General features: G+C 73.7%; 7 protein-coding genes. 4 read left to right on the forward strand and 3 right to left on the reverse strand.

Features of this window, described 5'->3' with window-relative positions; translation table 11 throughout:
- The first annotated feature begins 314 nt into the window (after nucleotides 1-314).
- The 4 genes from IMZ35_RS22400 (at nucleotide 315) to IMZ35_RS31880 (ending at nucleotide 8,590) form a co-directional block, all read left to right on the forward strand.
- The gene (locus IMZ35_RS22400; RefSeq protein WP_199443111.1) at nucleotides 315-5,777 is read left to right on the forward strand and encodes an ATP-binding protein; all 5,463 of its coding nucleotides are present in this window, start codon (nucleotides 315-317) and stop codon (nucleotides 5,775-5,777) included.
- Between the two features lie 83 nt (nucleotides 5,778-5,860).
- Entirely contained in the window at nucleotides 5,861-6,592 is a 732-nt protein-coding gene (locus IMZ35_RS22405) for a class I SAM-dependent methyltransferase (RefSeq protein WP_199443112.1), read from the forward strand.
- A gap of 65 nt (nucleotides 6,593-6,657) precedes the next feature.
- On the forward strand, nucleotides 6,658-6,975 hold the full coding sequence (locus tag IMZ35_RS22410) for a hypothetical protein (RefSeq protein ID WP_199443113.1): 318 nt from the start codon (nucleotides 6,658-6,660) through the stop codon (nucleotides 6,973-6,975).
- Nucleotides 6,976-7,045: 70 nt separating this feature from the next.
- On the forward strand, nucleotides 7,046-8,590 hold the full coding sequence (locus IMZ35_RS31880) for a nucleotidyl transferase AbiEii/AbiGii toxin family protein (protein ID WP_199443114.1): 1,545 nt from the start codon (nucleotides 7,046-7,048) through the stop codon (nucleotides 8,588-8,590).
- Nucleotides 8,591-8,766: 176 nt separating this feature from the next.
- Here IMZ35_RS31880 and IMZ35_RS22420 read toward each other — a convergent pair whose 3' ends face one another.
- Genes IMZ35_RS22420 through IMZ35_RS22430 form a run of 3 tightly spaced genes read right to left on the reverse strand, consistent with a single transcriptional unit; the run spans nucleotide 8,767 to nucleotide 25,398 of the window.
- Nucleotides 8,767-8,973: an MbtH family protein gene (locus IMZ35_RS22420; RefSeq protein WP_199443115.1), complete on the reverse strand. Its 207-nt coding sequence runs from the start codon at nucleotides 8,971-8,973 to the stop codon at nucleotides 8,767-8,769.
- Nucleotides 8,974-8,998: 25 nt separating this feature from the next.
- Nucleotides 8,999-10,255, reverse strand: coding sequence for an MFS transporter (locus IMZ35_RS22425; RefSeq protein ID WP_199443116.1), 1,257 nt, complete (start codon nucleotides 10,253-10,255; stop codon nucleotides 8,999-9,001).
- Nucleotides 10,252-25,398: a non-ribosomal peptide synthase/polyketide synthase gene (locus IMZ35_RS22430; protein ID WP_199443117.1), complete on the reverse strand. Its 15,147-nt coding sequence runs from the start codon at nucleotides 25,396-25,398 to the stop codon at nucleotides 10,252-10,254. Before IMZ35_RS22430 ends, IMZ35_RS22425 begins: the two co-directional genes overlap by 4 nt.
- Nucleotides 25,399-25,425: the final 27 nt, after the last annotated feature.

Genomic DNA, 25,425 nt, shown 5'->3' on the forward strand with positions numbered 1-25,425 from the left:
CCGTTCAGCGTCGAGAACCTCCTTCTCCCAGCTCGGACCTGCGAGAACGTCCACTGCCGACGAGCGGGGGTCGCGGCCGCGGGTGCCGCACGTCACACCGTGCTCGTTCCACGGCGCGGCCGGGTCGCGGCGTCGCGAATGCTCAGGTCAGCCGCCGACGTCCGGGGGCCTTTGTCGGGTCCCCACAAAGAGGGGAGCGCGGCGTGCTCCACTCACGACATTCCCCTACCAGCCGGTAGAGGGAAGTCTGCACCCTGCAGGGAACCGGGAGAGCAGCTCCCGGTGTGTGTCAGCTACAAGAAGGGCTCGCCTCGGTGTTCAGCCGCATTGCCATCGTCAACCGAGGTGAGGCCGCGATGCGCCTCATCAACGCCGTGCGGGACCTCGCCGCGGAGACCGGGGAGCGGATCGAGACGGTCGCGCTGTACACGGACGTCGACCGGACGGCCACGTTCGTGCGCGAGGCCGACCTCGCCCACGACCTCGGCCCGGCCTCCGCCCGTCCCTACCTCGACCTGGCCGTGCTGGAGCGCGCGCTGGTGGAGACCGGCGCCGACGCGGCGTGGGTCGGCTGGGGCTTCGTCGCGGAGGACCCGGCGTTCGCCGAGCTGTGCGAGAGGATCGGCGTCACGTTCGTCGGCCCCAGCGCCGAGGCGATGCGCAAGCTCGGCGACAAGATCGGCGCGAAGCTGATCGCCGAGGAGGTCGGCGTGCCGGTGGCCCCGTGGAGCCGGGGCGCGGTCGAGGACCTGGACGCGGCGATCCGCGCGGCCGGCGAGGTCGGCTACCCGCTGATGCTGAAGGCGACCGCGGGCGGCGGCGGGCGCGGCATCCGGGTGATCACGAACGAGGCCGAGCTGGTCGACGCCTACGAGCGCACCAGCCAGGAGGCCGCGCGGGCGTTCGGCAGCGGCGTGGTGTTCCTGGAGCGCCTGGTCACCGGTGCGCGGCACGTCGAGGTCCAGGTGATCGCCGACGGCCACGGCACCGCGTGGGCGCTCGGCGTCCGCGACTGCTCCGTGCAGCGGCGCAACCAGAAGGTGATCGAGGAGTCGGCGTCGCCGGTGCTGCGCCCCGAGCAGGCGCAGGAGCTGAAGACCTCCGCCGAGCGGCTCGCCGTCGCGGTCGGCTACTGCGGCGCGGCGACCGTCGAGTTCCTCTACCACCCCGGCGACGAGCTGTTCGCGTTCCTGGAGGTCAACACCCGGCTCCAGGTGGAGCACCCGATCACCGAGTCGACCACCGGCGTCGACCTGGTCAAGCTCCAGCTGCACGTCGCGTCCGGCGGAGCCCTGACCGGCGAGCAGCCCGCCGAGCGCGGGCACGCCGTCGAGGCGCGGCTCAACGCCGAGGACCCCGACCGCGACTTCGCGCCGTCCCCCGGCCGCATCGTGCGGCTGGACCTGCCCGCCGGGCCGGGCGTCCGCGTGGACACCGGGGTCAGCGAGGGCGACACCATCCCGGCCGACTTCGACTCGATGATCGCGAAGATCATCGCCTACGGCCGCGACCGCGACGAGGCGCTGGGCAGGCTGCGCCGGGCGATGGCGCAGACCACGGTGATCATCGAGGGTGGCGCGACCAACAAGAGCTTCGTGCTCGACCTGCTCGACCAGCCAGCCGTGATCGACGGCAGCGCCGACACCGGCTGGATCGACCGCGTCCGCGGGCAGGGCGGGCTCGTCCTGCACCGGCACTCCGCGGTCGCGCTGGCCGCCGCCGGCATCGAGGCGTACGAGGAGGAGGAGCGCGCCGAGCGGGAGCGGCTGCTGTCTACCGCGTTCGGCGGGCGCCCGCAGGTGCAGCACGAGAGCGGCCGGTCGCAGGACCTGACGCTGCGCGGGGCCCGCTACCGGGTCAGGGTCGCGCGCGTCGGCGCGCACCGCTTCCGCGTCGGCGTCGACTCCGGCGCCGAGTCCCTCGCCGCGAACGTCGAGCTGGACCGGTTCGACCGGCACACCGGCCAGATCACCGTCAACGGCACCCGGCTGCGCCTGGTCACCGCCACGCACGGGCCGATCCACCTGGTCGAGGTCGACGGCGTCGCGCACCGGGTCAGCCGCGACGAGGGCGGCGTCGTCCGCTCCCCCGCGCCCGCGCTGGTCGTCGCGACGCCGCTGGCGGTGGGCGCCGAGGTCGAGGCGGGCGCGCCGCTGCTGGTGCTGGAGAGCATGAAGATGGAGACGGTGCTGCGTGCGCCGTTCCGCGCGCGGCTCAAGGAGTGCACGGTCTCGGTCGGCAGCCAGGTCAAGACGGGCGCGCCGCTGCTGCGGCTGGAACCGCTGGCCGAGGAGGGCGACGAGAGCGCAGCGGAGGCGGTCGAGGCCGTCGCGCTGGACCTGCCCGCCGAGGTCTCCGGCGTCCCGAGCGCGCGGACCGCTCGCGGGTTGCAGGACCTGCGCAGCCTGCTGCTGGGCTTCGACGTCGACCCGCACGACGAACGCCGCGTGCTCGCCGACTACCTCGCCGCGCGCGACGAACTCGCGGCCACCGAGCAGCGCCCGCTGGCCGACGAGGTCGAGCTGCTGTCGCTGTTCGCCGACCTGGTCGAGCTGAGCCGCGACAAGCAGACGGGCGAGGATTCCGCTGACGACGACCGGGTGCACAGCGCCCGCGAGTACTTCCACACCTACCTGCAGAGCCTGGACGTCGACCGCGCCGGGCTGTCGGCGGCCTTCCAGGACCGGCTCGCGAAGGCGCTCGGGCACTACGGCGTCACCGAGCTCACGCGCACGCCGGAGCTGGAGGACGCCGTGTTCCGGCTGTTCCTCGCGCAGCAGCGCACGGCGTCCGACACCGCCGTGGTCATCGCACTGCTGCGCGAGTGGCTGCGCGAGGCGCCCCCGGCCGAGGCGATGCGGGAGCTGACCGGTCTGGCGCTGGAACGCCTGGTCACCGCGACGCAGGTGCGGTTCCCGGCCGTGGCCGACCTGGCCCGCGGTGTCGTGTTCGCGTGGTTCGGACAGCCGTTGCTGCGCCGCCACCGCGCCCGCGTCTACGCCGACGTCCGCAAGCACCTGCGTCACCTCGACGCGAACCCCGCCGCGCCGGACCGCGCCGAGCGGATCGCCGCGATGGTCGGCAGCACCGAGCCGCTGGTGCGGCTGCTGGGCCAGCGGCTCGGCCGCGGCGGCCTGGACCACGCGCCGATGCTGGAGGTGCTGACCAGGCGCTACTACGGCAACAAGGGCTTGATCAACGTCCGCACGAGCGACGCGGAGGGCTGCACGTTCGTGGTGGCCGAGCGCGCCGGTTCCCTGCTGGTCTCGACCGCGGTGGGCTTCGACGCGCTCGGCGACGCCCTGCGCGGGCTGGCCGCCGTGGCGCACTCCGCCGAGGGCGACGTCGACGCGGACGTCTACCTGGCGTGGGAGAAGCAGCCGCTGGACGCCGAGTCGATGGCGGCCGAGCTGGACGAGGTCGTCAGCGCGCACGCGCTGCCCGACCGGGTCCGCAGGCTCACCACCACCGTCGCCGGCAGCGGCGGCGCGGTGATGCACCACCACGTCACGTTCCGCCGGTCGGCGGACGGGATGAGCGAGGACCGGCTGATCCGCGGCCTGCACCCCCACATCGCGCAGCGCATGCAGCTGGAGCGGCTGCGGAAGTTCGACCTCACCCGGCTGCCGTCGTCGGACGAGGAGGTCTACCTCTTCCAGTGCGTCGCCCGCGAGAACCAGGGCGACGACCGGCTCATCGCGTTCGCTCAGGTCCGCGACCTGACCGAGCTGCGCGAGCAGGACGGCAGGCTGGTCGCGCTGCCCACGACCGAGGACACCGTCGCGGCCTGTCTCGACTCGATCCGCCGCGCGCAGTCGCAGCGACCGGCGAAGAACCGCTTCCCCACCAACCGGATCGTCCTCTACGTCTGGCCGCCGAGCGAGCTCACCCGCGCGGAGCTGGAGACGATCGCCGCGCGCGTGCTGCCGACGACCGCGGGCGCCGGGCTGGAGGAGATCTCGCTGATCGCCCGCCGGCGTGCCCCGGAGACCGGCGCGCTGGAGAAGGTCGTCGTGCGCATCGTCTTCGACGCCACCGGCGGCAGCGAGCTGATCATCGGCGAGCCGACGGACGAGCTGATCGAGCCGCTGGACGGCTACCGGCAGAAGGTGCTGCGCGCGCGCAGCCGCAACACCGTCTACCCCTACGAGCTGACCGGTGTGCTCGGCACGTTCACCGAGCACGACCTGTCGGCGGACGGTGTGCTCGCGCCGGTGGACCGGCCGAAGGGGCGCAACAGCGCGGCGATCGTCGCCGGGGTGCTCAGCACCCCGACCGAGCGCTACCCCGAGGGCGTCACGCGTGTGGTGCTGCTCGGCGACCCGACGAAGTCGCTCGGCGCGCTGTCCGAGCCGGAGTGCCGCCGCGTGATCGCGGCGCTGGACCTCGCCGAGCAGATGCGGGTGCCCCTGGAGTGGTACGCGCTGTCCTCCGGCGCGCGGATCTCGATGGAGTCCGGCACGGAGAACATGGACTGGGTGGCCGCGGCGCTGAAGCGGATCGTCGAGTTCACCCAGGACGGCGGTGAGATCAACATCGTGGTCGCGGGCATCAACGTGGGCGCTCAACCGTACTGGAACGCCGAGGCGACGATGCTCATGCACACCAGGGGCGTCCTGGTGATGACGCCGGACTCGGCGATGGTGCTGACCGGCAAGCAGTCGCTCGACTTCTCCGGTGGTGTGTCGGCCGAGGACAACTTCGGCATCGGCGGCCACGACCGCGTGATGGGGCCGAACGGTCAGGCGCAGTACTGGGCGCCGAACCTCACCGCCGCTCGGGACGTGCTGATGGCGCACTACGACCACAGCTACGTCCTGCCCGGCGAGGAGCGCCCGCGCCGCGCCACCACGACCGACCCGTTCGACCGGGACGTCTGCGACTTCCCGCACGCCGTGCCGGACAGCGACTTCACCACGGTCGGCCAGATCTTCTCCGCGGAGTTCAACCCGGACCGCAAGAAGCCGTTCGACATCCGGACCGTGATGCGCGCCGTCGCCGACCAGGACCACCCGGTGCTGGAGCGCTGGGCGGGCATGGCCGACGCGGAGACGGCGGCGGTGCAGGACGTGCACCTCGGCGGCATCCCGGTGTGCCTGCTGGGCATCGAGTCCCGGTCGGTGCCGCGCCGCGGCTTCCCCCCCACCGACGGCCCGGACACCTACACGGCGGGCACGCTGTTCCCCCGCTCGTCGAAGAAGGCCGCGCGGGCGATCAACGCGGCCAGCGGCAACCGGCCGCTGGTGGTGCTGGCGAACCTGTCCGGCTTCGACGGCTCGCCGGAGTCGATGCGCGCGCTCCAGCTGGAGTACGGCGCCGAGATCGGCCGGGCGATCGTGAACTTCCGCGGCCCCATCGTGTTCTGCGTGATCTCGCGGTACCACGGCGGTGCGTTCGTGGTGTTCTCGAAGGCCCTGAACCCGGACATGACGGTGCTGGCGCTGGAGGGTTCGTTCGCCTCCGTGCTCGGCGGAGCGCCCGCCGCCGCGGTGGTGTTCTCCGGCGACGTCAACGCCCGCACGGCGGCCGACGCGCGGGTGCGGGAGCTGGAGGCCCGCGTCGCGGCCGCCTCCGGCACGGACCGCGCCGCGCTGGTGGCGGAGCTCGACGAGCTGCGCTCGTCGGTCCGGGCGGAGAAGATCGGTGAGGTGGCGGCGGAGTTCGACCGGGTGCACGACATCCGGCGCGCGGTCGAGGTGGGCTCCGTCGACGCGGTGATCCGCGCCGCCGAGCTGCGTCCGCGCATCATCGAGGCGATCGAGGCCCGGCTGCGCTGAGTTCCGGACCCGCGTGATCGACGGCCCCCGCCGCCCGTCTCGGGCTGCGGGGGCCGTCGGACGTCCGTGCCATGATCGGTCGCATGGCCTCTGGACCGGAGAACCGCGCTCTGCCCGCCGACTACGACGGCTTCGCCGAGGCGTACTCGGCGGAGAACGAGACCAGCATCGACAACGCCTACTACGAACGGCCCGCGACCCTGGCGCTGGCCGGGGACGTGGCCGGACGGCGCGTCCTCGACGCCGGTTGCGGGTCGGGGCCGCTGTTCGCGGCGCTGCGCGACCGGGGCGCCGTCGTGAGCGGCTTCGACCAGAGCGCCGGGATGCTGGAGCAGGCCCGGCGGCGACTCGGCGCCGACGCGGACCTGCGCGTCGCCGACCTGGCCGACCCGCTGCCCTACCCCGACGACGCCTTCGACGACGTCGTCGCGTCCCTGGTGCTGCACTACCTGCGCGACTGGGGACCCGCGCTCGCCGAACTGCGGCGCGTGCTGAGGACCGGCGGCCGGCTGATCGCCTCGGTCAACCACCCCACGGCCGACTACTGCGTCGAACGCCTGGCCGGGCGCAGACCCGACTACTTCGCCATCCGCAGTTCGATCGCCGAGTGGCCCGTGGGCGACCAGACGGCCAGGGTGACCTTCTGGAACCGGCCGCTGCACGCGATGACCGACGCCTTCACCGCGGCCGGCTTCCGCATCTCCGTCATCAGCGAACCCCAGCCCGCCCCCGCCGCCCGCGAGCTGTTCCCCGAGGGGTTCCACCTGCTCTCGACCGCCCCGAGCTTCCTGTTCTTCGTCCTGCACGCCGACTGACCGCCGCGGCGCAGCGTCCGCGCCCTCCGGTCTGGATCGCCGGGTTCTGGCCGCACCGCCGTCCGATGCGCCGGGCCGCGCGCTGGGACGGCGCCGTGCCGCTGTTCGCCGACGCGAGCCACGGCCACGCCCCGCCCGTCGACCAGGTCCGCGACCTCGTCGCCCACGTCCGGCAGCACCGCGGCGAGCGGGACGGCACGCCCTTCGAGATCGTGCTCGGCGGCGTCAGCCCGGCCGACCCGGCCGGAGCGCGCGACCTGATCGGGCCGCTGATCGACGCGGGCGCCACCTGGTGGGACGAGCGCCAGCTCGCGGAGGGCGACGACCTCGACCGGCTCGAACCGGTCCTGCGCCGCGTCGAACGGGGACCACCCGCGTTCTGACGTCCCGGCGCGGGAGCCGGGTCGCCGGTGCGTGCAGGAGGAGGGCGGATCGGGTGCGAGGATCGACCACGTGTTCTCCGGCGACTTCGAGGTGCACCTGACCGGTTCCGAGTGGAAGGGGGACGAGCTCGCGGCGTTCGCCGGGCGGCACGGCGCGAAGTTCAGCCACATCCGGCTCGACCGCGGTGCGACGCCGTCCCAACCGATGCTGACCGTCTCGGGCAGCGGCACCCTGGCCCAGCTGCGCGAGCTGGCCGCGCGGTGGCGGACCGACCTGGAGGCGGCCGGTCTGGAGGTGCTCCGGGTGAAGATCGAGGCGGCACCGTGGAACGAGGGCGTGCCGTCCTCCGACGAGGACGCGCGCGACGACCTGTACTTCGAGCACCACGTGAAGGTGCTGCTGCCGACCGGTGACCTCCGCACGATGGCCGCGCTCGACTCGGCGATCCACGAGCACGCGGCCCGCGCGTCGCGCAACGCGCGGCGCACGCGCGACGACGCGCACGAGGAGCGGTTCGTCACCCAGCGCTGTCGCGGTGTGGGCCGGTCGACGGCTCGCGGCCGGCTCGACGCGCTGCTGGCGGCACTGCGCGACGGCGGGTTCGCGGTGCTGGAGGTCGAGGAGGAGTACGTCGTCCACGACGACGCGCTGCACGTCGACCGGGGCTGGCTGGAGGCCGGGCCGCTGGGGCACCGGCGGGTGCGGGAGGAGCAGCGGCTGCTGGCCCCGTCCGCCGAGGGCGGCGACTACCCGTCGACCTACCGTCCGCTGGCGGTGACGCCGGAGCGGGGCGTGCGGCAGGAGGTCGTGTTCGACCCGGCGCTCAAGCACTTCGACCGCGCCTTCCGGACGGGTGAGCCGGTGTTCGACGACGCGGCCGAGGGCGAGCGCTGGCGCACCGCGCGGCGCGCGGCGATGACGCACGTGCTGGCGGTCGTGGCGGCCTCGTCGTGGGCCGGGCACCTGGTGCTGCGGGGCAGCGTCGTGCTGCGGGCGTGGCTCGGCGACACCGCCCGCGAACCCGGTGACCTGGACTTCGTGGTCGTCCCGCACACCGTGGACTCCGACGGCGAGGAGACGCGGGCGATGCTGGAGGGCCTGGTGGCCGCCGTCGCCGCCGACCCGGGTCCTGGCCTGCGCGCGGACCAGGTGGTGTCCGAGCACATCTGGACCTACGAGCGGGTGCCCGGCAGGCGGCTGGTGTTCCCGTTCGACGTCGACGGCCTGCCGGGGGGCGCGGTGCAGGTGGACCTCGTGTTCGGCGAGCACCTGCCCGAGGAGCCGATCGCGGTCGAGGTCCCGCGGGTGGGCAGGCCGATGCTCGCCGCGACGCCGTCCCTGTCGCTGGCGTGGAAGTTGCAGTGGCTGATGACCGACTCCTACCCGCAGGGCAAGGACCTCTACGACGCGGTGCTGCTCGCCGAGCACACCACCGTGCCGCTGGCTCTCGCCCGCGACCTGATGCGTCCTGAACTCGGCGCGCTGGCCGACGAGTTCACCGCGCGGTCCGTGCTGTCGCTGACGGTCGACTGGGACAACTTCCGCGGCGAGCACCCCGGTGTCGAGGGCGACGCGACGTCGTGGCTGCACCGGCTCGCCGCGGCACTCGGGTGACCGACGTCCGCGCGTTCCACCAGGCCCGTCACGACGCCCTCGACCTCGTCGCGCTCGCGGCAGCGCAGCGTCGAGTCCGACGTCGGGGTCTGCCCGTCGGAGGCGAACGCGCCGGGGCCGCGGACGTGCCGTCCTGCGGCGGGCGGGAGCGCACCGGCTCCCGCCCGCGCCGGGGCTCAGCTCCGCTGGTCCGCGGCCATCCGCTCGCGCAGGCTGCGCGGGCGCATGTCCGTCCACACCTCGTCCACGTGCTGCACGCACTCCTGCTTCGTGCCCTCCTTGCCCGTTCTGCGCCAACCGGCCGGCACCTCCTTGTCCGCCGGCCACAGCGAGTACTGCTCCTCGTCGTTGATCAGGACCTGGTAGGTGCCCTCGTCGTCCACGGGAATCTCCTTCTCTCGTCGAGCGTCAGGTGGGGGAACCGGAGGTGCGGTCGAGTTCGGGGCTCTCGTCCTCCGGAGCCGGGTCGCGGGAGAACCCGCGCAGGGTGGGACTGATCGCGGCCAGCACGGTGACCACGGCGATGGCCGCGGCGCACACCAGGACGGCCCGGTCGTCGGGCAGGAACTCGGCGAGCAGGCCGCCCACCGCGGGGCCCGCCGCGGCGGCCACGCCGCTGGCCACCCCCATCACCCCGCTGAGCCTGCCGCGCAGGCGGTCCGGGGTGAGCAGGAGCTGGTGGGTGGTGATGGCGGTGTTGGCGGCGGGCGCCAGGAACGCCATGGCGGCGAACAGCACGCCCGTCGCGTAACCGCTGCGCAGGAACACCGCGAGCGGGGTGAGCAGGGTCAGCCCCCAGAACACGCCCGTGATCAGCGCGTACGGACTGAACCTGGCGTGCAGGCGCGGTGCGGCCAGTGCGCCGAGGATGCCGCCCGCACCGAGCATCGCGGCCATCACGCCCAGTTCGGCCGCTCCGACGCCGCGCTCGCTGCCCAGCACGACGATCACCAGGTAGTACGCGCTGAAGAACAGGTTGACGCTGATCGCGCACAGCGCGGTGACCCGCAGCCGCCGGTGGCCCCACACCCAGCGCACGCCCTCGACCACGTCGCGGCCCAGGTGGGGCGCCGGGCCGGTGGGCGCCGGGTGCGGCGGGACGCGGACGAACAGCAGCGCGACGAACGCGACCACGTGGGTGACGACGTCGAAGACGAACGGGACGATCCGGCCAGCGGCGAACAGGACGCCGCCCAGGGCGGTGCCCCCGAGCTGGGCCGCGTTGGAGCGTGCCGCGTTCATGGCCACGGCCGCCGGGACCTGCTCGGTGGACACCAGTCTCGGCAGCGTGGCGTCCTCCGCGGGCTCGAACAGCGCGCGGCACAGGCCGATCACCGCGGCGGCGGCGATCAGGTGCACGACTCCCGCCGCGCCGGTCCACAGGGCGAGGACGAGGCCCGCCAGGGCGACCGCCTGCGCGGCCTCGCAGGCGAGCATGATCTTCTTGCGGTTCCACCGGTCGGCGAGCGCGCCCGCGGGCAGGCCCACGACCAGCTGCACCACCGCCACCGCGCCGAGCACCGTCCCCGACTGCGCGGCCGAGCCGGTCACGGCCAGCGCCAGCAGGGGGAACGCGAACATCGACGCGCTGAACCCGGTCTCCGAGATCGCCTGGCCGCCCCACAGCAGGCCGTAGGCGCGGTTGCGCGCGAGCGACGTGGTCATGCGCCGGTCCCCCGGCAGTCCCGCGCGATGCCGCGCAGCGCGTCGCCGAACGCGGCGGCCACCCGTTCCACGGTGGACCGGTCGTGCCGGTCCGGCTGGTAGTACCAGGAGAACTCCAGGCGCCCCTCGTGCACTCCGCCCACCACCTCCAGCAGGTGCGCGGCACCGTTCGCGGGGTCCTGCTCGCGGCCGACCGGCGGGAGCGAGGCGTGGTAGAGCCCGTCTCCGGCCGACGTGTCGTCGCCCTGCCCGAGGTAGTTGAAGGCGATCTCCGGGGCCGCCCCGCGTGCTCCTGCGTCGCGCGAGTACCGCAGGGCGCCGTACCCGAGGCCGTTGCCGGGAACAGCGCGCAGCTGCCGCCGCACGGACTTGACGAGGTCGCGCCAGCGCGGCTCTCCGGGCGGGACGTCCAGCGCGACGGGGAACAGGGTGGTGAACCAGCCGACGGTGCGGGACAGGTCGATGTCGTCGGCGAACTCCTCCCGTCCGTGGCCCTCCAGGTCGATCGTGACCGCCCGCTCGCCGGTCCACCCGCTCACCGCCCGCGCGAGCGCGGCGAGCAGCACGTCGTTGATGCGGGTGCGGTAGGCGCCGGGAGCGGTGTGCAGCAGCGCGTCGGTGTCCTCGGTTCCCAGCAGGACCGGCACGACCTCCGGTGCGGTGCCCGGTCGCCCGGTCTCCCGGTCCACGGGCAGCGCGCGGGCGGGCACCGCGTTCGCCCAGTGCTCCCGCTCGTGGTCCAGGCCGCCGCCGAGCGCGTGGTCGCGCAGCCGGTGCGCCCAGTCGCGGAACGAGGTCGTCTTGGCGCCCAGGTCGATCGCCTCGCCCGACGCGGCCTGCCGGTGCGCCCGGTCGAGGTCCTCGAGCAGGATGCGCCAGGACACGGCGTCCACGACCAGGTGGTGGGCGGCGACGAACAGCAGCGGACGGCGTCCGGCGCCGAGGTCGAACAGCTCGGCGCGCAGCAGCGGAGGCACCGCGAGGTCGAAGCTCGCGTGCGCCTCGTCGGCGATCCTCTCCACGGCGGCCGTCCGCTCCGCCTCGTCCACGGCGGACAGGTCGTGCCGCCGCAGCGGTGCGGGCACGCCGACCGGGGCGTTGTGCTGCCGCCACCGGCCGTCGACCCGCTCGAAGCTCAGCCGCAGCGCGTCGTGGTGCGCCACGACCGCCTCCAGCGCCGCCCGCAGGGGCCGCTCGTCCGCGTCCGCCGCGAGTTCGACCAGGACGGACTGGTTGAAGTGGTGCGGGTTGGCGGTGTGCCCGGCGAAGAACCAGTGCTGGATCGGGGTGAGCGGCACCTCGCCGACCACCTCCTCCCGCGTCACCGGCTCGTCGTCCAGTTCGGTGACGACCCCGGCCAGCTCGGCGACGGTCTGGTGCCCGAACAGGTCCTTCGAGGTCATCCGCAGCCCGGCCTGCCGCGCCCGGTGCACCACCTGGATGCTGAGGACGGAATCGCCGCCGAGGTCGAAGAAGTTGTCGTGCGCGCCGATCGGATCGCGGCCCAGGACCTCGGTCCAGATCCTGGCGAGCGCGGTCTGCACGGGTCCGTCCGGCGGCACGGACGACGTCGTCGGCGGTGGGGCGTCCGGCGCGGGCAGCGCGGCGCGGTCCAGCTTGCCGTTGCGGGTGAGCGGCAGTTCCGCCAGCGCCACGAACGCCGGGGGAACCGCGTGCTCGGGCAGGGAGCGGGCGAGGAACTCCCGCAGCTCCTCCGGCGACGGGGTCCTCTCCCCCGGCACCAGGTAGCCCACCAGGCGTCGGTGTCCGTCGTCCTCGCGCACCGACGCCGCCGCCCCGGCGACGTCCGGGTGACCGAGCAGCGCGGCCTCGACCTCGCCGAGTTCGAGGCGGAACCCGCGGATCTTGACCTGCTCGTCGGCGCGGCCTCGGTACTCCAGCTCACCGTCTGCGGTCCAGCGGGCGAGGTCGCCGGTGCGGTACATCCGCGATCCGGGAGCGCCGTGCGGGTCGGCCACGAACCGTTGCGCGGTCTGGCCCGGCCGGTCGAGGTAGCCGCGCGCCAGACCGTCGCCCGCCACGTACAACTCACCCGGCACACCGACCGGCACCGGCTCCAGCGCCGCGTCCAGCACGTACAGGCGCGTGTTCCAGATCGGCCGCCCGATCGGCACCGCACCCGCCGCCAACACCACACCCGGCTCCACCCGGTGCACCACACACCCCACCGTCGTCTCGGTGGGCCCGTACTCGTTGACCACCACCGCACGCGGATGCGTCCCGCGCCACGCGTCCACCGCCGCACCCAACAACTGCTCACCACCCACGACCAGATCACCGGTCGGCGACAGGTCCTCCGACAGGGAAGCCAGAACCGGCAGGTGACTCGGCGTCGCCTTCAAGAACGAACACTGCGCACCCGGCCCGCTCTCCGCCAGATCGGCGAACCGGATCGCGCCACCGGCCAACAACGGCCCGAACAGGGTCGTCACCGTCAGGTCGAACGACACCGACGAGTGCAACACCGACACACCAGACAGACCCGGATACGCCGACACCGCCCACCGCAGGTAGTTCACCACCGCACCATGACCCACCACCACACCCTTGGGCGTACCCGTAGAACCCGACGTGTAGATCACGTACGCCGGATGCTCCGGCCGCAACCGGCGGACACGACACGCGTCGTCCGGGTCCGTCTCCGGCAAACCAGCGGTGTCCAGCACGGCCACCGGATCGTCCAGCACCAGCACCGGAGCGCAATCACGCAGCATCAACTCGACGCGCTCACGCGGATACGACGGATCAACCGGCACGTACGCCGCACCGGCCTTCACCACCGCCAGCAACGCCACCAGCAACTCCACCGACCGCGGCAGCACCACCGCCACCCGATCCTCCGCACCCACCCCCGCACCGATCAACCGGTGCGCCAACCGGTTCGCCCGCACCCCCAACTCCCGATACGTCAACGACCTCCCACCCTCGACCACCGCCACCACATCCGGCGTCCGATCCACCTGACGAGCGAGCAACTCCGGCAGCACCACCGCCGAAAGCCGGTGAACGGTGTCGTTCGCCCCCTCCAACACCCGTGCACGCTCGGCGACCGTCAGCAGGGGCAGCTCTCGGACCGGCCGCGCCGGATCGGCGACGATCCCGTCCAGCAGCACGCGCAGCCAGCCGATCAACCGCCGGATCGTGGCGGCGTCGAACAGGTCGGTGTTGTAGTTGACCGATCCGCTCAGGCCGCCCTCGTGCTCCTCGAACTGGAGGAGCAGTTCGAAGCTCGCCGTCGTCAGCGGGAGGGCGAACTCCTCGGCGATCGGGCCGGACACCGCCGGGGACACAGCCGTCGGGGCCTGGTCCCTGGTGTTCTGCAGCGACACCATCGTCTGGAACAGGGGCGTGCGGCTGGTGTCGCGCACCGGTTGCACCGCGTCCACGACGCGTTCGAACGGCACGTCCTGGTGGGCGAAGGCGTCGAGCACGGTGTCCCGCACCTCGCCCAGGAACTCGCCGAAGGACCGTGTGCCGTCCACGGTGGACCGCAGGACCAGCGTGTTGACGAAGAAGCCGATCAGCGGCTCCAGCTCCACCCGGTCGCGCCCGGAGGTGACGGTGCCGACCGCGACGTCGTCCTGGCCCGACCACCTGCTCAGCAGCACCTGGCACGCCGCCACCAGCGTCGTGAACAGCGTGCAGTTCCTCCCGCGCGAGAGGTCGCGCAGACCGGCGACCAGGCCGGTGGGGAGGTCGAAGTCCAGCCAGGCGCCGTTCGTGGTCCGCTCGGCCGGGCGCGGCCGGTCGACGGGCAGGTCGAGCGGGGTGAGGCCGCCGAGCCGGTCCCGCCAGTGCGCGAGCTGCTCGTCCAGCACCGGTCCGTCGAGGTGCTCGCGCTGCCACACCGCGAAGTCGGCGTACTGGACCGGCAACGGCGGCAGCACGGGCTCCTCGCCGCTTGCGAACCCCGCGTACAGGGCGGTCAGCTCGCGGGTGAGCACACCGGAGGACCAGCCGTCGGTGACGACGTGGTGCAGCACGAGGAGGAGCACGTGCTCTCGGGGGGCGAGCCGGATCAGCCGCGCGCGCAGCAGCGGTCCGCGGCGCAGGTCGAAGGGACGGCGGTTCTCCCGCTCCAGCAGCTCGGCCAGCCGGGTCTCGCGGTCCTGTTCGGACAGTGCGCTCAGATCGGTCACCGGCACGCGGACCTCGTGCGGCGGGCCGACGACCTGCACGCCGCGTCCCTCCACCGCGTCGAACGTGGTCCGCAGCGTCTCGTGCCGCTCGACCAGCGCCGTGAGCGCCCGGTCGAGGGCGTCGGCGTCCAGCTCGCCGCGCAGCCGCAGGGCGGTCGGCGACACGTACTCCGTGCTGCCGGGGTCGAACTCGTCGAGGAACCACAGGCGCTGCTGGGCGAACGACAGCGGCAGCGGGCCGCCGCGCGGCACCGCCGTGACGCCCGGTGTCGTGGCACGGCCGGTCGGCAGCGCGGCGGCGAACCCGCCGGGGGTGGGGTGCGTGAACAGCGTGCGCGGCGACACGTCGACGCCGAGGGCCTCGCGGACCCGCGAGGCGATCCTCATGCTGAGGATGGAGTCCCCGCCCAGCTCGAAGAAGTCGTCGTCGAGACCGACCCGGTCGAGCCCGAGGACGTCCGCCCACACGGCGACCAGCTCGCGTTCGACGGGGGTGCGGGGCGGCACGTGCTCCGCACTCTCCGGCCGTTCACCGGGAGCGGGCAGCGCACGCCGGTCCACCTTGCCGTTCCGGGTCATCGGCAGCGCCTGCAGCGCCACGAACGCGGCCGGCACGAGGTGCTCCGGCAGGGTCCGGCGCGACCGGGCCCGCAGCTCGGAGGCGTCCAGGCCCGACACGACGTAGGCGACCAGGCGCGCCACCCCCGGCACGTCCTCGCGGGCGACCACGAGCGCTTCGGTGACCTCCGGGTGCGCCAGCAGCGCGGCCTCGACCTCGCCGGGCTCGACGCGGAACCCGCGGATCTTGACCTGCTCGTCGACCCGGCCGAGGTAGTCGAGCTGTCCGTCCGCCGTCCAGCGGACCCGGTCACCCGTGCGGTACAGCCGCGAGCCCGGCTCGCCGAACGGGTCGGCGACGAAGCGCTCGGCCGTCGTGCCGGGCCGGTTCAGGTAGCCCCGCGCGAGCTGCACCCCGGCGAGGTGCAGCTCTCCGGGCGCGCCCACCGGGACCGGGGACAGCGACTCGTCGAGCACGTGGCACCGGACGTTGCCCGTCGGCCGCCCGATCAGCGGCCGGTCACCGGTGATGCGGCAGGACACCGCGTCGACGGTGACCTCGGTGGGCCCGTAGTAGTTGTACGCGGTGACTCCCGGTGTGCCGCTCAGCTCCCGCCACGGGGCGGGGCCGGTGGCCTCTCCGCCCAGCAGCACCGTCCGCGGGCGGTGCGCGCCGGTCAGCAGTCCGGCGGGCAGGAGCTGCTGGAGGTAGGTCGGAGTGACGTCCAGGAAGTCGATCCGGTGGTCGCGCACGTACCGGACGACCGCGCGCGGGTCCAGACGGGTGTCGTCGTCGAGGACGTGCAGCTCGTGCCCGTCGATCAGGTGCAGCAGCCCCTCCCAGGACGTGTCGAAGGAGAACGAGGCGGTGAGCGCGGCCCGCACCCGGTCCCGGTCGGCGTCGGTGAGGAAGGTCCCGCGGTGCTCGGCGAGCAGGTTGTGCAGGGAGCGGTGCTCCACGACGACGCCCTTGGGCCGCCCGGTGGAACCGGAGGTGTGGATGACGTAGGCGGCGTTCGCCGGGGTGGGCCGGACGGCGACGGGTGCGCCGTCCCGGCGCGCGCAGCGGTCGCGGACCTCGGCCAGGTCGTCGAGCACGACGACCGGGGCGGCGTCCTCCAGCAGGAGCGCCACCCGCTCGCGCGGCAGGCCGGGATCGACCGGCAGGTGCACCGCACCCGCCTTGAACACCGCGAGGAGGGCGACGACCGCCTCGGCCGAGCGCGGGAGCACCACGGCCACGACGCGCTCCGGCCCGGCCCCCCGCTCCACCAGGTGCCGCGCCAGGGCGTCGGCGCGCGCGTTCAGCCCGGCGAAGTCCAGGACGGTGTCGCGGAACACCAGGGCGGTGTCGCGGGGCCTGCGCGCGACCGTCGCCTCGAACACGTCCAGCACGGTTCCCGGCGGGACGTCGAGCGCGGTGTCGTTCCAGTCCGAGAGCATCCGCCGGTGCTCGTCCTCCGTCGGCCGCACCAGCGCGCCGACGCGCTGGTGGGGATCGGCGGCGAAGCGCTGGACCACCACCGAGAGCTGGTCGGCCAGGCGCTCGGCGGTGGCCGCGTCGAACAGCCGCGGGTCGTAGGACAGCTCCAGGCCGAGCCGGTCGTGCAGGTGGGCGGTGAGGTTCAGCGGGTAGCTGGTGGTGTCGGCCGAGTCGACGTCCAGCACGCGGACGCCCCGCTGCCCGATGCTCTCGTCGATCGGGTAGTTCTCGAAGACCACGACGCTGTCGAACAGGGCGGCGCCCGCCGGGAGGTCGCTCCAGCCCCGCACCCTCGCCAGGGACAGGAAGTCGAAGCGCCGCGACTCGGCCTGCTCGGCCTGCGCGGCGCGCAGCCACGACACGGCGTCCCGGTTCCGGTCGACGGTCATCCGGGTCGGCACGGTGTTGATGAACACGCCGATCATCGACTCGACGCCGGGCAGCTCGGCCGGGCGACCGGCCACCGTGGTGCCGAACAGCACGTCGTTCTCGCCGCTGTGCAGCGCCAGCAGCAGCGCCCACGCGCCTTGCACGACGGTGTTCACGGTCAGGGCGGCACGCTTCGCCGTCTCGTGCAGGCGCCGGGAGTCCTCCGGGGACAGCTCGACCAGCACCGCCTCGGAGGACTCGGCGCGGTGCGCTTCGAGCTGCGGGCGGTCGCGGGGCAGCGGGGTGGCCGCGGTGACGCCGTCGAGCGTCCGCCGCCAGTACCGCTCCGCCTCCTGCTGGTCCTGCGCGGCGAGCCACGCCAGGTAGTCGCGGAACGGCCGCCGCGACGGCACGTCGGGGTGCCGCGCCTCGACGATCGCGGCGTACTGCTCGAACACCTCTCCGAGGATCTGCGCGGTGCTCCAGCCGTCGAGCAGGACGTGGTGGGCGGTCCAGACGAGCTGGACCTCGTCGTCGGAGAGCCTGCCGATCACCAGGCGCGTCAGGGGCGGCGTCGTGAGGTCCACCCCCGTCGCACGGTCCTCCGCGAGCACGCGCTCCAGCGCGGCGGCCCGGTCGTGCTCAGGCAGCGCCCGCCAGTCGTGCTGGACGACGGGCACCCGCACCCGGCGGTGCACCACCTGGAGGGGCTGCTCCACGCCCTCCCACACCACGCTGCTGCGCAGGACGGGCGTGCGATCGACGACCCGCTGGAACGCCTCGGCGAGCGCGTCGGGCCGGGCCACCCCGCCCAGCCGCAGCCGGAACTGGTCCACGTAGGCGGTCGAGCCGGCGTCGACGAGGCCGTGGAAGACCAGACCGGCCTGCAACGGCGTCAGCGGGTAGACGTCCTCGACGTGGCGGCCGTCGCCGACGACGCGGTCGACCCCCTCCTGGTCGAGCCCGGCGAGCGGGAAGTCCGAGGGAGTGCGGCCACCGGCGTCCGGCCCGGCGCAGTGCTCGACGATCTGTCCCAGGGCCAGCACGGTGTCCTCCGCCAACCGGCGCACGGTCCGCTCGTCGTGCACCTCGGAGGAGTACTCCCAGGTCAGGTGCAGCTCTCCGGCTTCGACCACTCCGGTGACGTCGAGCAGGTGCGCGCGCGGAGAGTCCGGGTCGAGGTCCTCGCCGAGCACGTCGAGGCGGTCGCGGACCAGCGCGCCGGAGGTGTCCGCGCCCGACCCGACGTCCCACCGGCCGTGGTAGTTGACGGAGATCTGCGGCGCCGGGTCATCGCGCAGCCGGTTCGCGGGTGAGCCCTCCGCGCTCAGGTACCGCAGCGCCTCGTAGCTCGCGCCGCCGTGCGGCACGGCGCGGAGCTGCTCCTTGACCGACCCGAGCACACCGCCCCAGTCCTCGTCGCGCACGTCGAGCGCCACCGGGTACTGGGCGGTGAACCAGCCGACCGTGCGGGACAGGTCGAGGCCCTCGACGATCTCCTCCCGGCCGTGGCCCTCCATCGTGACCACGACCCGGTCGCGGCCGGTCCACCGGGCCAGGACCCGGCCCAGCGCGCTGAGCAGCACGTCGTTGACCCGCGTCCGGTAGACCGGCGGGACGTCGTGCAGCAGCGCGTGCGTCTGCGCGCGGCCCAGGCGCACCGAGACGCTGCGGGCGGCGTCGGCGGTGTTGCGGGCGACGCGGTCGACGGGCAGAGCCGGGTCGACGCCGTCGAACACCGTCGTCCAGTGCGCGAGGTCGCCGTCCAGTGCGCCCGAGCGGACGTGCTCGGCCAGCGACCGCGTCCACCGGGTGAACGGGGTGCCGACCGGGGCGAGCGGCACGCCGCGGTGCGCCGCCTCCAGGTCGTCGAGCAGCACGCGCCACGACACCCCGTCCATCACGAGGTGGTGCGCGGTGAGGAACAGCCGCGGTGCCCGTCCGGTGCCGGCGGAGAACAGCACGGCCCGCCACAGCGGTCCCCGCTCCACGTCCAGGGAGTTCTGCGCGGCCAGCGCCGCCCGGTGCGCCGCGGCGTCGCGCTCCGCGGGGTCCACGGCGGACAGGTCGACGTGCTCGACGACGTCGGCAGCGTCCGTCGCGGCGGGGTGCTGCACCCAGCTCCCGTCGACCCGCGAGAACCGCATCCGCAGCGCGTCGTGGTGCTCGGCGAGGCGGGCCAGCGCTCGGCACAGCGCTTCCGGGTCGACGTCGGGGGCGAGTTCCAGGTGCACGGAGGTGGTGAAGCGCCGGGAACCCGCCGCGCTCGCCAGGAACGACGACTGGACAGGTCCGAGCGGTGCCGGTCCCGCCACGTCGGCCTCGGCGACCGGTTCGGGCAGTGCCCGCGCCTGCACGACCGTCGCCAGTTCGGCGATGGTCTGGTGCAGGAACACGTCCTTGGAGGAGGTGGCGAGGCCCGCCCGGCGAGCTCGGGAGACGACCTGGATGCTCAGGATCGAGTCACCGCCGAGACCGAAGAAGTTGTCCTCGACGCCGACCCGCGCCACACCGAGCGCCTCGCTCCAGATGCGGGCCAGCTCCGCCTCGACCGGCGTGCGCGGCGGCACGTACCGGTGCACCGGCGCGTCGTCGTCCTCGGGGGCCGGGAGCGCGGCGCGGTCGAGCTTGCCGTTGGCGGTGAGCGGCATCGCGGACAGGGCGACCACGGCGTCGGGCAGCATGTGCGCGGGCAGTGACCGGCCGAGGAACTCGCGGAGTCCGGGAAGGGCGGGCGCGGTCGCGCCCGGTGCGGGGACGAGGTGGGCGACCAGCCGCGCCGGGGCCTGGCGGGCGACCACCGCCGCCTCCGCCACGTCGGGGTGCGTCACCAGCACCGCTTCGATCTCGCCCGGCTCGACGCGGAAGCCGCGGATCTTGATCTGCTCGTCGGACCGGCCCAGGTACACCAGGACGTCGTCGGCTCGGCGGCGCACCAGGTCCCCGGTGCGGTACATCCGCTCCCCCGGCTCGCCGAACGGGCAGGCCACGAACCGTTGCGCGGTCTGGCCCGGCCGGTCGAGGTAGCCGCGCGCCAGACCGTCGCCCGCCACGTACAACTCACCCGGCACACCGACCGGCACCGGCTCCAGCGCCGCGTCCAGCACGTACAGGCGCGTGTTCCAGATCGGCCGCCCGATCGGCACCGCACCCGCCGCCAACACCACACCCGGCTCCACCCGGTGCACCACACACCCCACCGTCGTCTCGGTGGGCCCGTACTCGTTGACTACCACCGCACGCGGGTGCGTCTCGCGCCACGCGTCCACCGCCGCACCCAACAACTGCTCACCACCCACGACCAGATCACCGGTCGGCGACAGGTCCTCCGACAGGGAAGCCAGAACCGGCAGGTGACTCGGCGTCGCCTTCAAGAACGAACACTGCGCACCCGGCCCGCTCTCCGCCAGATCGGCGAACCGGATCGCGCCACCGGCCAACAACGGCCCGAACAGGGTCGTGACGGTCAGGTCGAACGACACCGACGAGTGCAACACCGACACCCCGGACAGGCCCGGATACGCCGACACCGCCCACCGCAGGTAGTTCACCACCGCACCGTGACCCACCACCACACCCTTGGGCGTACCCGTGGAACCCGACGTGTAGATCACGTACGCCGGATGCTCCGGCAGCAACCGGCGGACACGGCACGCGTCGTCCGGGTCCGTCTCCGGAAGCCCCTCCGTGTCCAGCACGGCCTGCGGATCGTCCAGCACCAGCACCGGAGCGCAATCACGCAGCATCAACTCGACGCGCTCACGCGGATACGACGGATCAACCGGAACATAAGCCGCACCGGCCTTCACCACCGCCAGCAACGCCACCAGCAACTCCACCGACCGCGGCAGCACCACCGCCACCCGATCCTCCGGCCCCACCCCCGCACCGATCAACCGGTGCGCCAACCGGTTCGCCCGCACCCCCAACTCCCGATACGTCAACGACCTCCCACCCTCGACCACCGCCACCACATCCGGCGTCCGATCCACCTGACGAGCGAGCAACTCCGGCAGCACCACCGCCGAAAGCCGATGAACGGTGTCGTTCGCCCCCTCCAACACCCGTGCACGCTCGACGACCGTCAGCAGAGGCAGTGCGCGCAGCGGACGCGTCGCGTCGGCGGCCACACCGTCCAGCACCAGCCGCAGCCAGCCGATCAACCGCTGGATCGTGGCGGCGTCGAACAGGTCGGTGTTGTAGTTGACCAGGCCGTCCAGTCCGTCGTCGCTCTCCTGGAACTGCACCAGCAGGTCGAAGGTCGCCGTGACGAGCGGCGGCGCGATCTCCTCCACGTGCAGCCCCGGCAGGGCGGCGCTCCCGCCGGGGGTGTTGTGCAGCAGGACCGCGACCTGGCACAGCGGGGTGCGGCTGGTGTCGCGCACCGGTTGCAGGTCGTCTACCACTCGATCGAACGGGACGTCTTGGTGGGCGAAGGCGTCCAGGACGGTGGCCCGCACGTCGCGCAGGAAGTCCTCGAACGGTCTCGTCGCGTCCACAGTGGACCGCAGGACCAGCGTGTTGACGAAGAAGCCGATCAGGCCCTCCAGCTCGGTCCGCTCCCGCCCGGAGACGACGGTGCCCACGGCGACGTCGTCCTGGCCGGACCAGCGCGACAGCACCAGCTGGCAGGCGGCCAGCAGCGTCATGAACAGCGTGCCGTCCCCGCGGCGGGACAGCTCCGCGAGGGCCGCGGTGGTGCCGCCGGGAACACCGAACTCCAGCAGCGCGCCGTTCCTCGTGCGCACGGCGGGCCGCGGCCGGTCGGTGGGCAGCTCCAGCGGGGGCACGGCGTCGAGCTGACGCCGCCAGTAGCCGAGCTGGTCGTCCAGGGCCGGACCGGTGAGCTGGTCGCGCTGCCACACCGCGAAGTCGGCGTACTGCACCGGAAGGTCGGGCAGTGCCGCGTCCTCCTGCCGCAGTGCGGCGGTGTAGAACGCGCTCAGCTCGCGCAGGAGGACACCGGAGGACCAGCCGTCGGTGACGATGTGGTGCAGGACCAGGACCAGCACGTGCTCGTCGGCGGCGAGGCGGACGAGGCGCGTCCGCAGCAGCGGACCGCCGCGCAGGTCGAACGGGTGGCTGGCCTCCTGCGCCAGCAACGCGCGCAGCGCGTCGTCCCGGTCGGTCTCCGCGCTCAGGTCCAGCAGCGGCACGCGCACCTCGTGCGGCGGGTGCACGACCTGCGTGCCGACGCCGTCGACGGTGTCGAAGGTCGTGCGCAGGGACTCGTGCCGCTCCACCAGCGCGGTCAGGGCGGTGTTCAGCGCCTCGGCGTCCAGCTCGCCGCGCAGCCGCAGCGCCGTGGGCGAGACGTACTCGGTGCTGCCCGGCTCGAACTGCTCCAGGAACCACAGGCGCTGCTGGGAGAACGACAGCGGCAGCGGGCGGTCGCGCGCGGCGACGGGGACGGTGGTCCTGGACCGCTCACCGCTCCCGCGGGTCAGGGCGGCGGCCAGCCTGGCGGGGGTGGGCGCGGTGAACAGCAGCCGCGCGGGCACGTCCGCGCCGAGCGCGGCGCGCAGGCGCGAGGTGATGCGGATGCCGAGGATCGAGTCACCGCCCAGCGCGAAGAAGTTGTCCTCCACGCTCACCCGCTCCAGGCCGAGGACCTCGGACCACACCGCGGCGACCAGGCGCTCGACGTCGTCGCGCGGGGCGACGTGGTGCTTCCGGTCGGCGGACGGGTCCGGCGCTGGCAGGGCGCGCTGGTCGAGCTTCCCGTGCCGGGTCAGCGGCAGCCGGTCGAGCGCGACGAACGCCGACGGCACGAGGTAGTCGGGCAGCGACCGGTTGAGCAGGTCCCGCAGCTCGACCGGGGTGGGCGTGTCCGCACCGGACGCGACGGTGTAGGCGACCAGTCGCGCACCGCCCGGCCCGTCCTCGCGGGCCACCACCGCGGCCTGCCCGACGGCGGGGTGCGTCAGCAGCGCGGCCTCGATCTCACCGGGCTCCACCCGGAAGCCGCGGATCTTCACCTGCTCGTCGACCCGGCCGCGGTAGTCGAGCTGCCCGTCCGCCGTCCACCTCACGAGGTCGCCGGTGCGGTAGAGGCGCGAGCCGGGTTCGCCGAACGGGTCGGGCACGAACCGCTCCGCGGTCTGCCCCGGTTTGCCGAGGTACCCGCGGGCGAGCTGCGGACCGGCCAGGAACAGCTCGCCGGGCACGCCGGTCGGGGCCGGTTCCAGGTTCTCGTCCAGCACGTGCGCCCGCAGGTTGGCCAGCGGGCGTCCGATGAGCGGCCGGTCCCCGGTGACCGTGCGGCGCACGGCGTCGACGGTGGTCTCCGTGGGCCCGTAGTAGTTGTGGACGGTGGTGCCGGTGATCCCGCTCAGCTCGCGCCACAGCGACTCGCCCAGCGCCTCGCCGCCGAGCATGAGGTGCCGCGGCCGGTGGTCTCCGGCGAGCAGTCCGGCCGGCAGGAGCTGCCGCAGGTAGGACGGCGTCAGGTCGAGGAAGTCGACGCGGTGCTCGCGCACGTACCGGGTCAGCGCCTCGGGGTCGAGGCGGACGTCGTCGTCCAGCAGGTGCAGTTCGTGGCCGTCGGCCAGGAGCAGCGGCCCCTCCCACGAGGTGTCGAACGACAGCGCCGCCGTCAGCGCGACCCGCATCGTTCGCGCGCCGAACACCGCGCGGTGGTCGATCAGCAGGTTCATCAGCGCGCGGTGCTCCACGACGACGCCCTTCGGCGTGCCGGTGGAGCCCGAGGTGTGCACGACGTAGGCGGCGTCGCCCGGCGCGGGCCGCGACCGGTCCGGGGCCGGGCCGTCGGCGAGGTCACCGGTGTCGCGCAGCACGACCACCGGGTCCGTGTCGCGCAGCAGCAGCGCGATCCGCTCCGCGGGCAGCCCGGGGTCCACCGACTGGTGAACCGCGCCCGCCTTGAGGACGGCGAGCAGCGCCACCACGGACTCGGCCGACCTGGGCAGCACGACGGCCACCACCCGCTCCGGCCCCGCGCCGCGGCGCACCAGTTCGCGCGCCAGCCGCTCGGCGCGGGCGTCCAGCTCGCCGAAGGTCAGCGACGTGTCCCGGAAGACCAGCGCGGTCCGCTCCGGGTGCGCGGCGGCGGTGGCCTCGAACACGTCCACGACCGTCGTGCCGGGAACGGGCACGTCCGTGGCGTTCCACTCCACCAGCAGGCGGCGCCGCTCCTCCTCGCCGACCAGCGGCAGGTCGGCGACCCGGCTGTCCGGGTGGTGCGCGACGGCGGTCAGGAGCGTCGTCAGGTGTCCCACGAGCGCGTCGACGGTGCCCGCGTCGAACAGGTCGGTGCTGTACTCGACGACGCCGCCCAGCTCACCGCCCGACTCGTGGAACTCCACGCTGAGGTCGAAGTTGGACGACCTCCGGTCCACGTCGACGTCCCGCACGGCGAGTCCGGCGAACGACGACGGGGTGGACGGCGCGCTGTGCAGCAGCACCATCACGTCGAACAGCGGGTTGCGGCTGGCGTCGCGCTCGGCGCCCACGGCGTCGACGACGCGCTCGAAGGGCACCTCGTCGTGGGCGAAGGCGTCGAGCACGGTGCCGCTGACGCGGCCGAGCAGCTCGCGGAACGTGGCGGACCGGTCGACGGCCGATCTCAGCACCAGTGTGTTGACGAAGAACCCGACCACCCGCTCCAGCTCGGGCCGGTTGCGTCCTTGCACGACCGTGCCCACGGCGACGTCGTCCTGGCCGCTGTAGCGGGCGAGCAGCACCTGGCAGGCCGTGAGCAGCGTGCTGAACAGGGTGGTGTCCGCGGCCAGGGCGAGGTCGGCGAGCCGCTTGGCGACCTCCGTCGGCACGGCGAACTCGCGGACCGCGCCCGCCGTGCTCCGCTCGGCGGGCCGGGGCCGGTCGGTGGGCAGCTCCAGCGGCACGACACCGCTCAGTGCCCGCTTCCAGTGCTCCAGGTGCTCGTCCAGCACGGGCCCGGAGAGCCTGTCGCGCTGCCAGGCGGCGAAGTCCGCGTACGCCAGGGGCTGTTCGGGGAGGACGGCGGTCTCGCCCCGCGCGGCGGCGGTGTAGAGCGCGGCGAGCTCCTCGGTGAGCACGCCCATCGACCAGCCGTCGGTGACGATGTGGTGCACGCAGAGGACGAGCACGTGGTTCTCCGGGTCCTGCCGGACCAGCAGCGTGCGCAGCAGCGGTCCGGTCCGCAGGTCGAAGGGCCTGGCGTACTCCCGCGCGAGCACCCCGTCCACGTCCCGCTCCGCCACGTCCAGCACGGGCAGCGCCACCTCGTGCGGCGGGTGCACCACCTGGACGGCGTCGCCGTCCGCCTCGTCGAAGGTGGTCCGCAGCGACTCGTGCCGGGCCACCAGCTGCCGCAGCGCGGCGGTGAGGGCGGGCACGTCCAGCGGCCCCAGCAGTCGCAGGGCGAGCGCGCTGTTGTACTCGGGGTCGCCGGGCCGGAACTGGTCGAGGAACCACAGGCGCTGCTGGGAGAACGACAGCGGCAGCGGACGGCCGCGGTCGGCGGCGGGGATGGCGTCGGATCGTCCGGCCGCTCCCGCCAGCCTGCGGCGCAGCGCGTCCTGGAGGTGGGCGGGCAGCGCCGCGATGCGGTCCTGGCGTGACGACGTCATTCTCGTTCCCTCACAGTTCTTCGACGC

This window comes from Umezawaea beigongshangensis, assembly GCF_016464305.1.
Lineage (GTDB): Bacteria > Actinomycetota > Actinomycetes > Mycobacteriales > Pseudonocardiaceae > Umezawaea_A > Umezawaea_A beigongshangensis.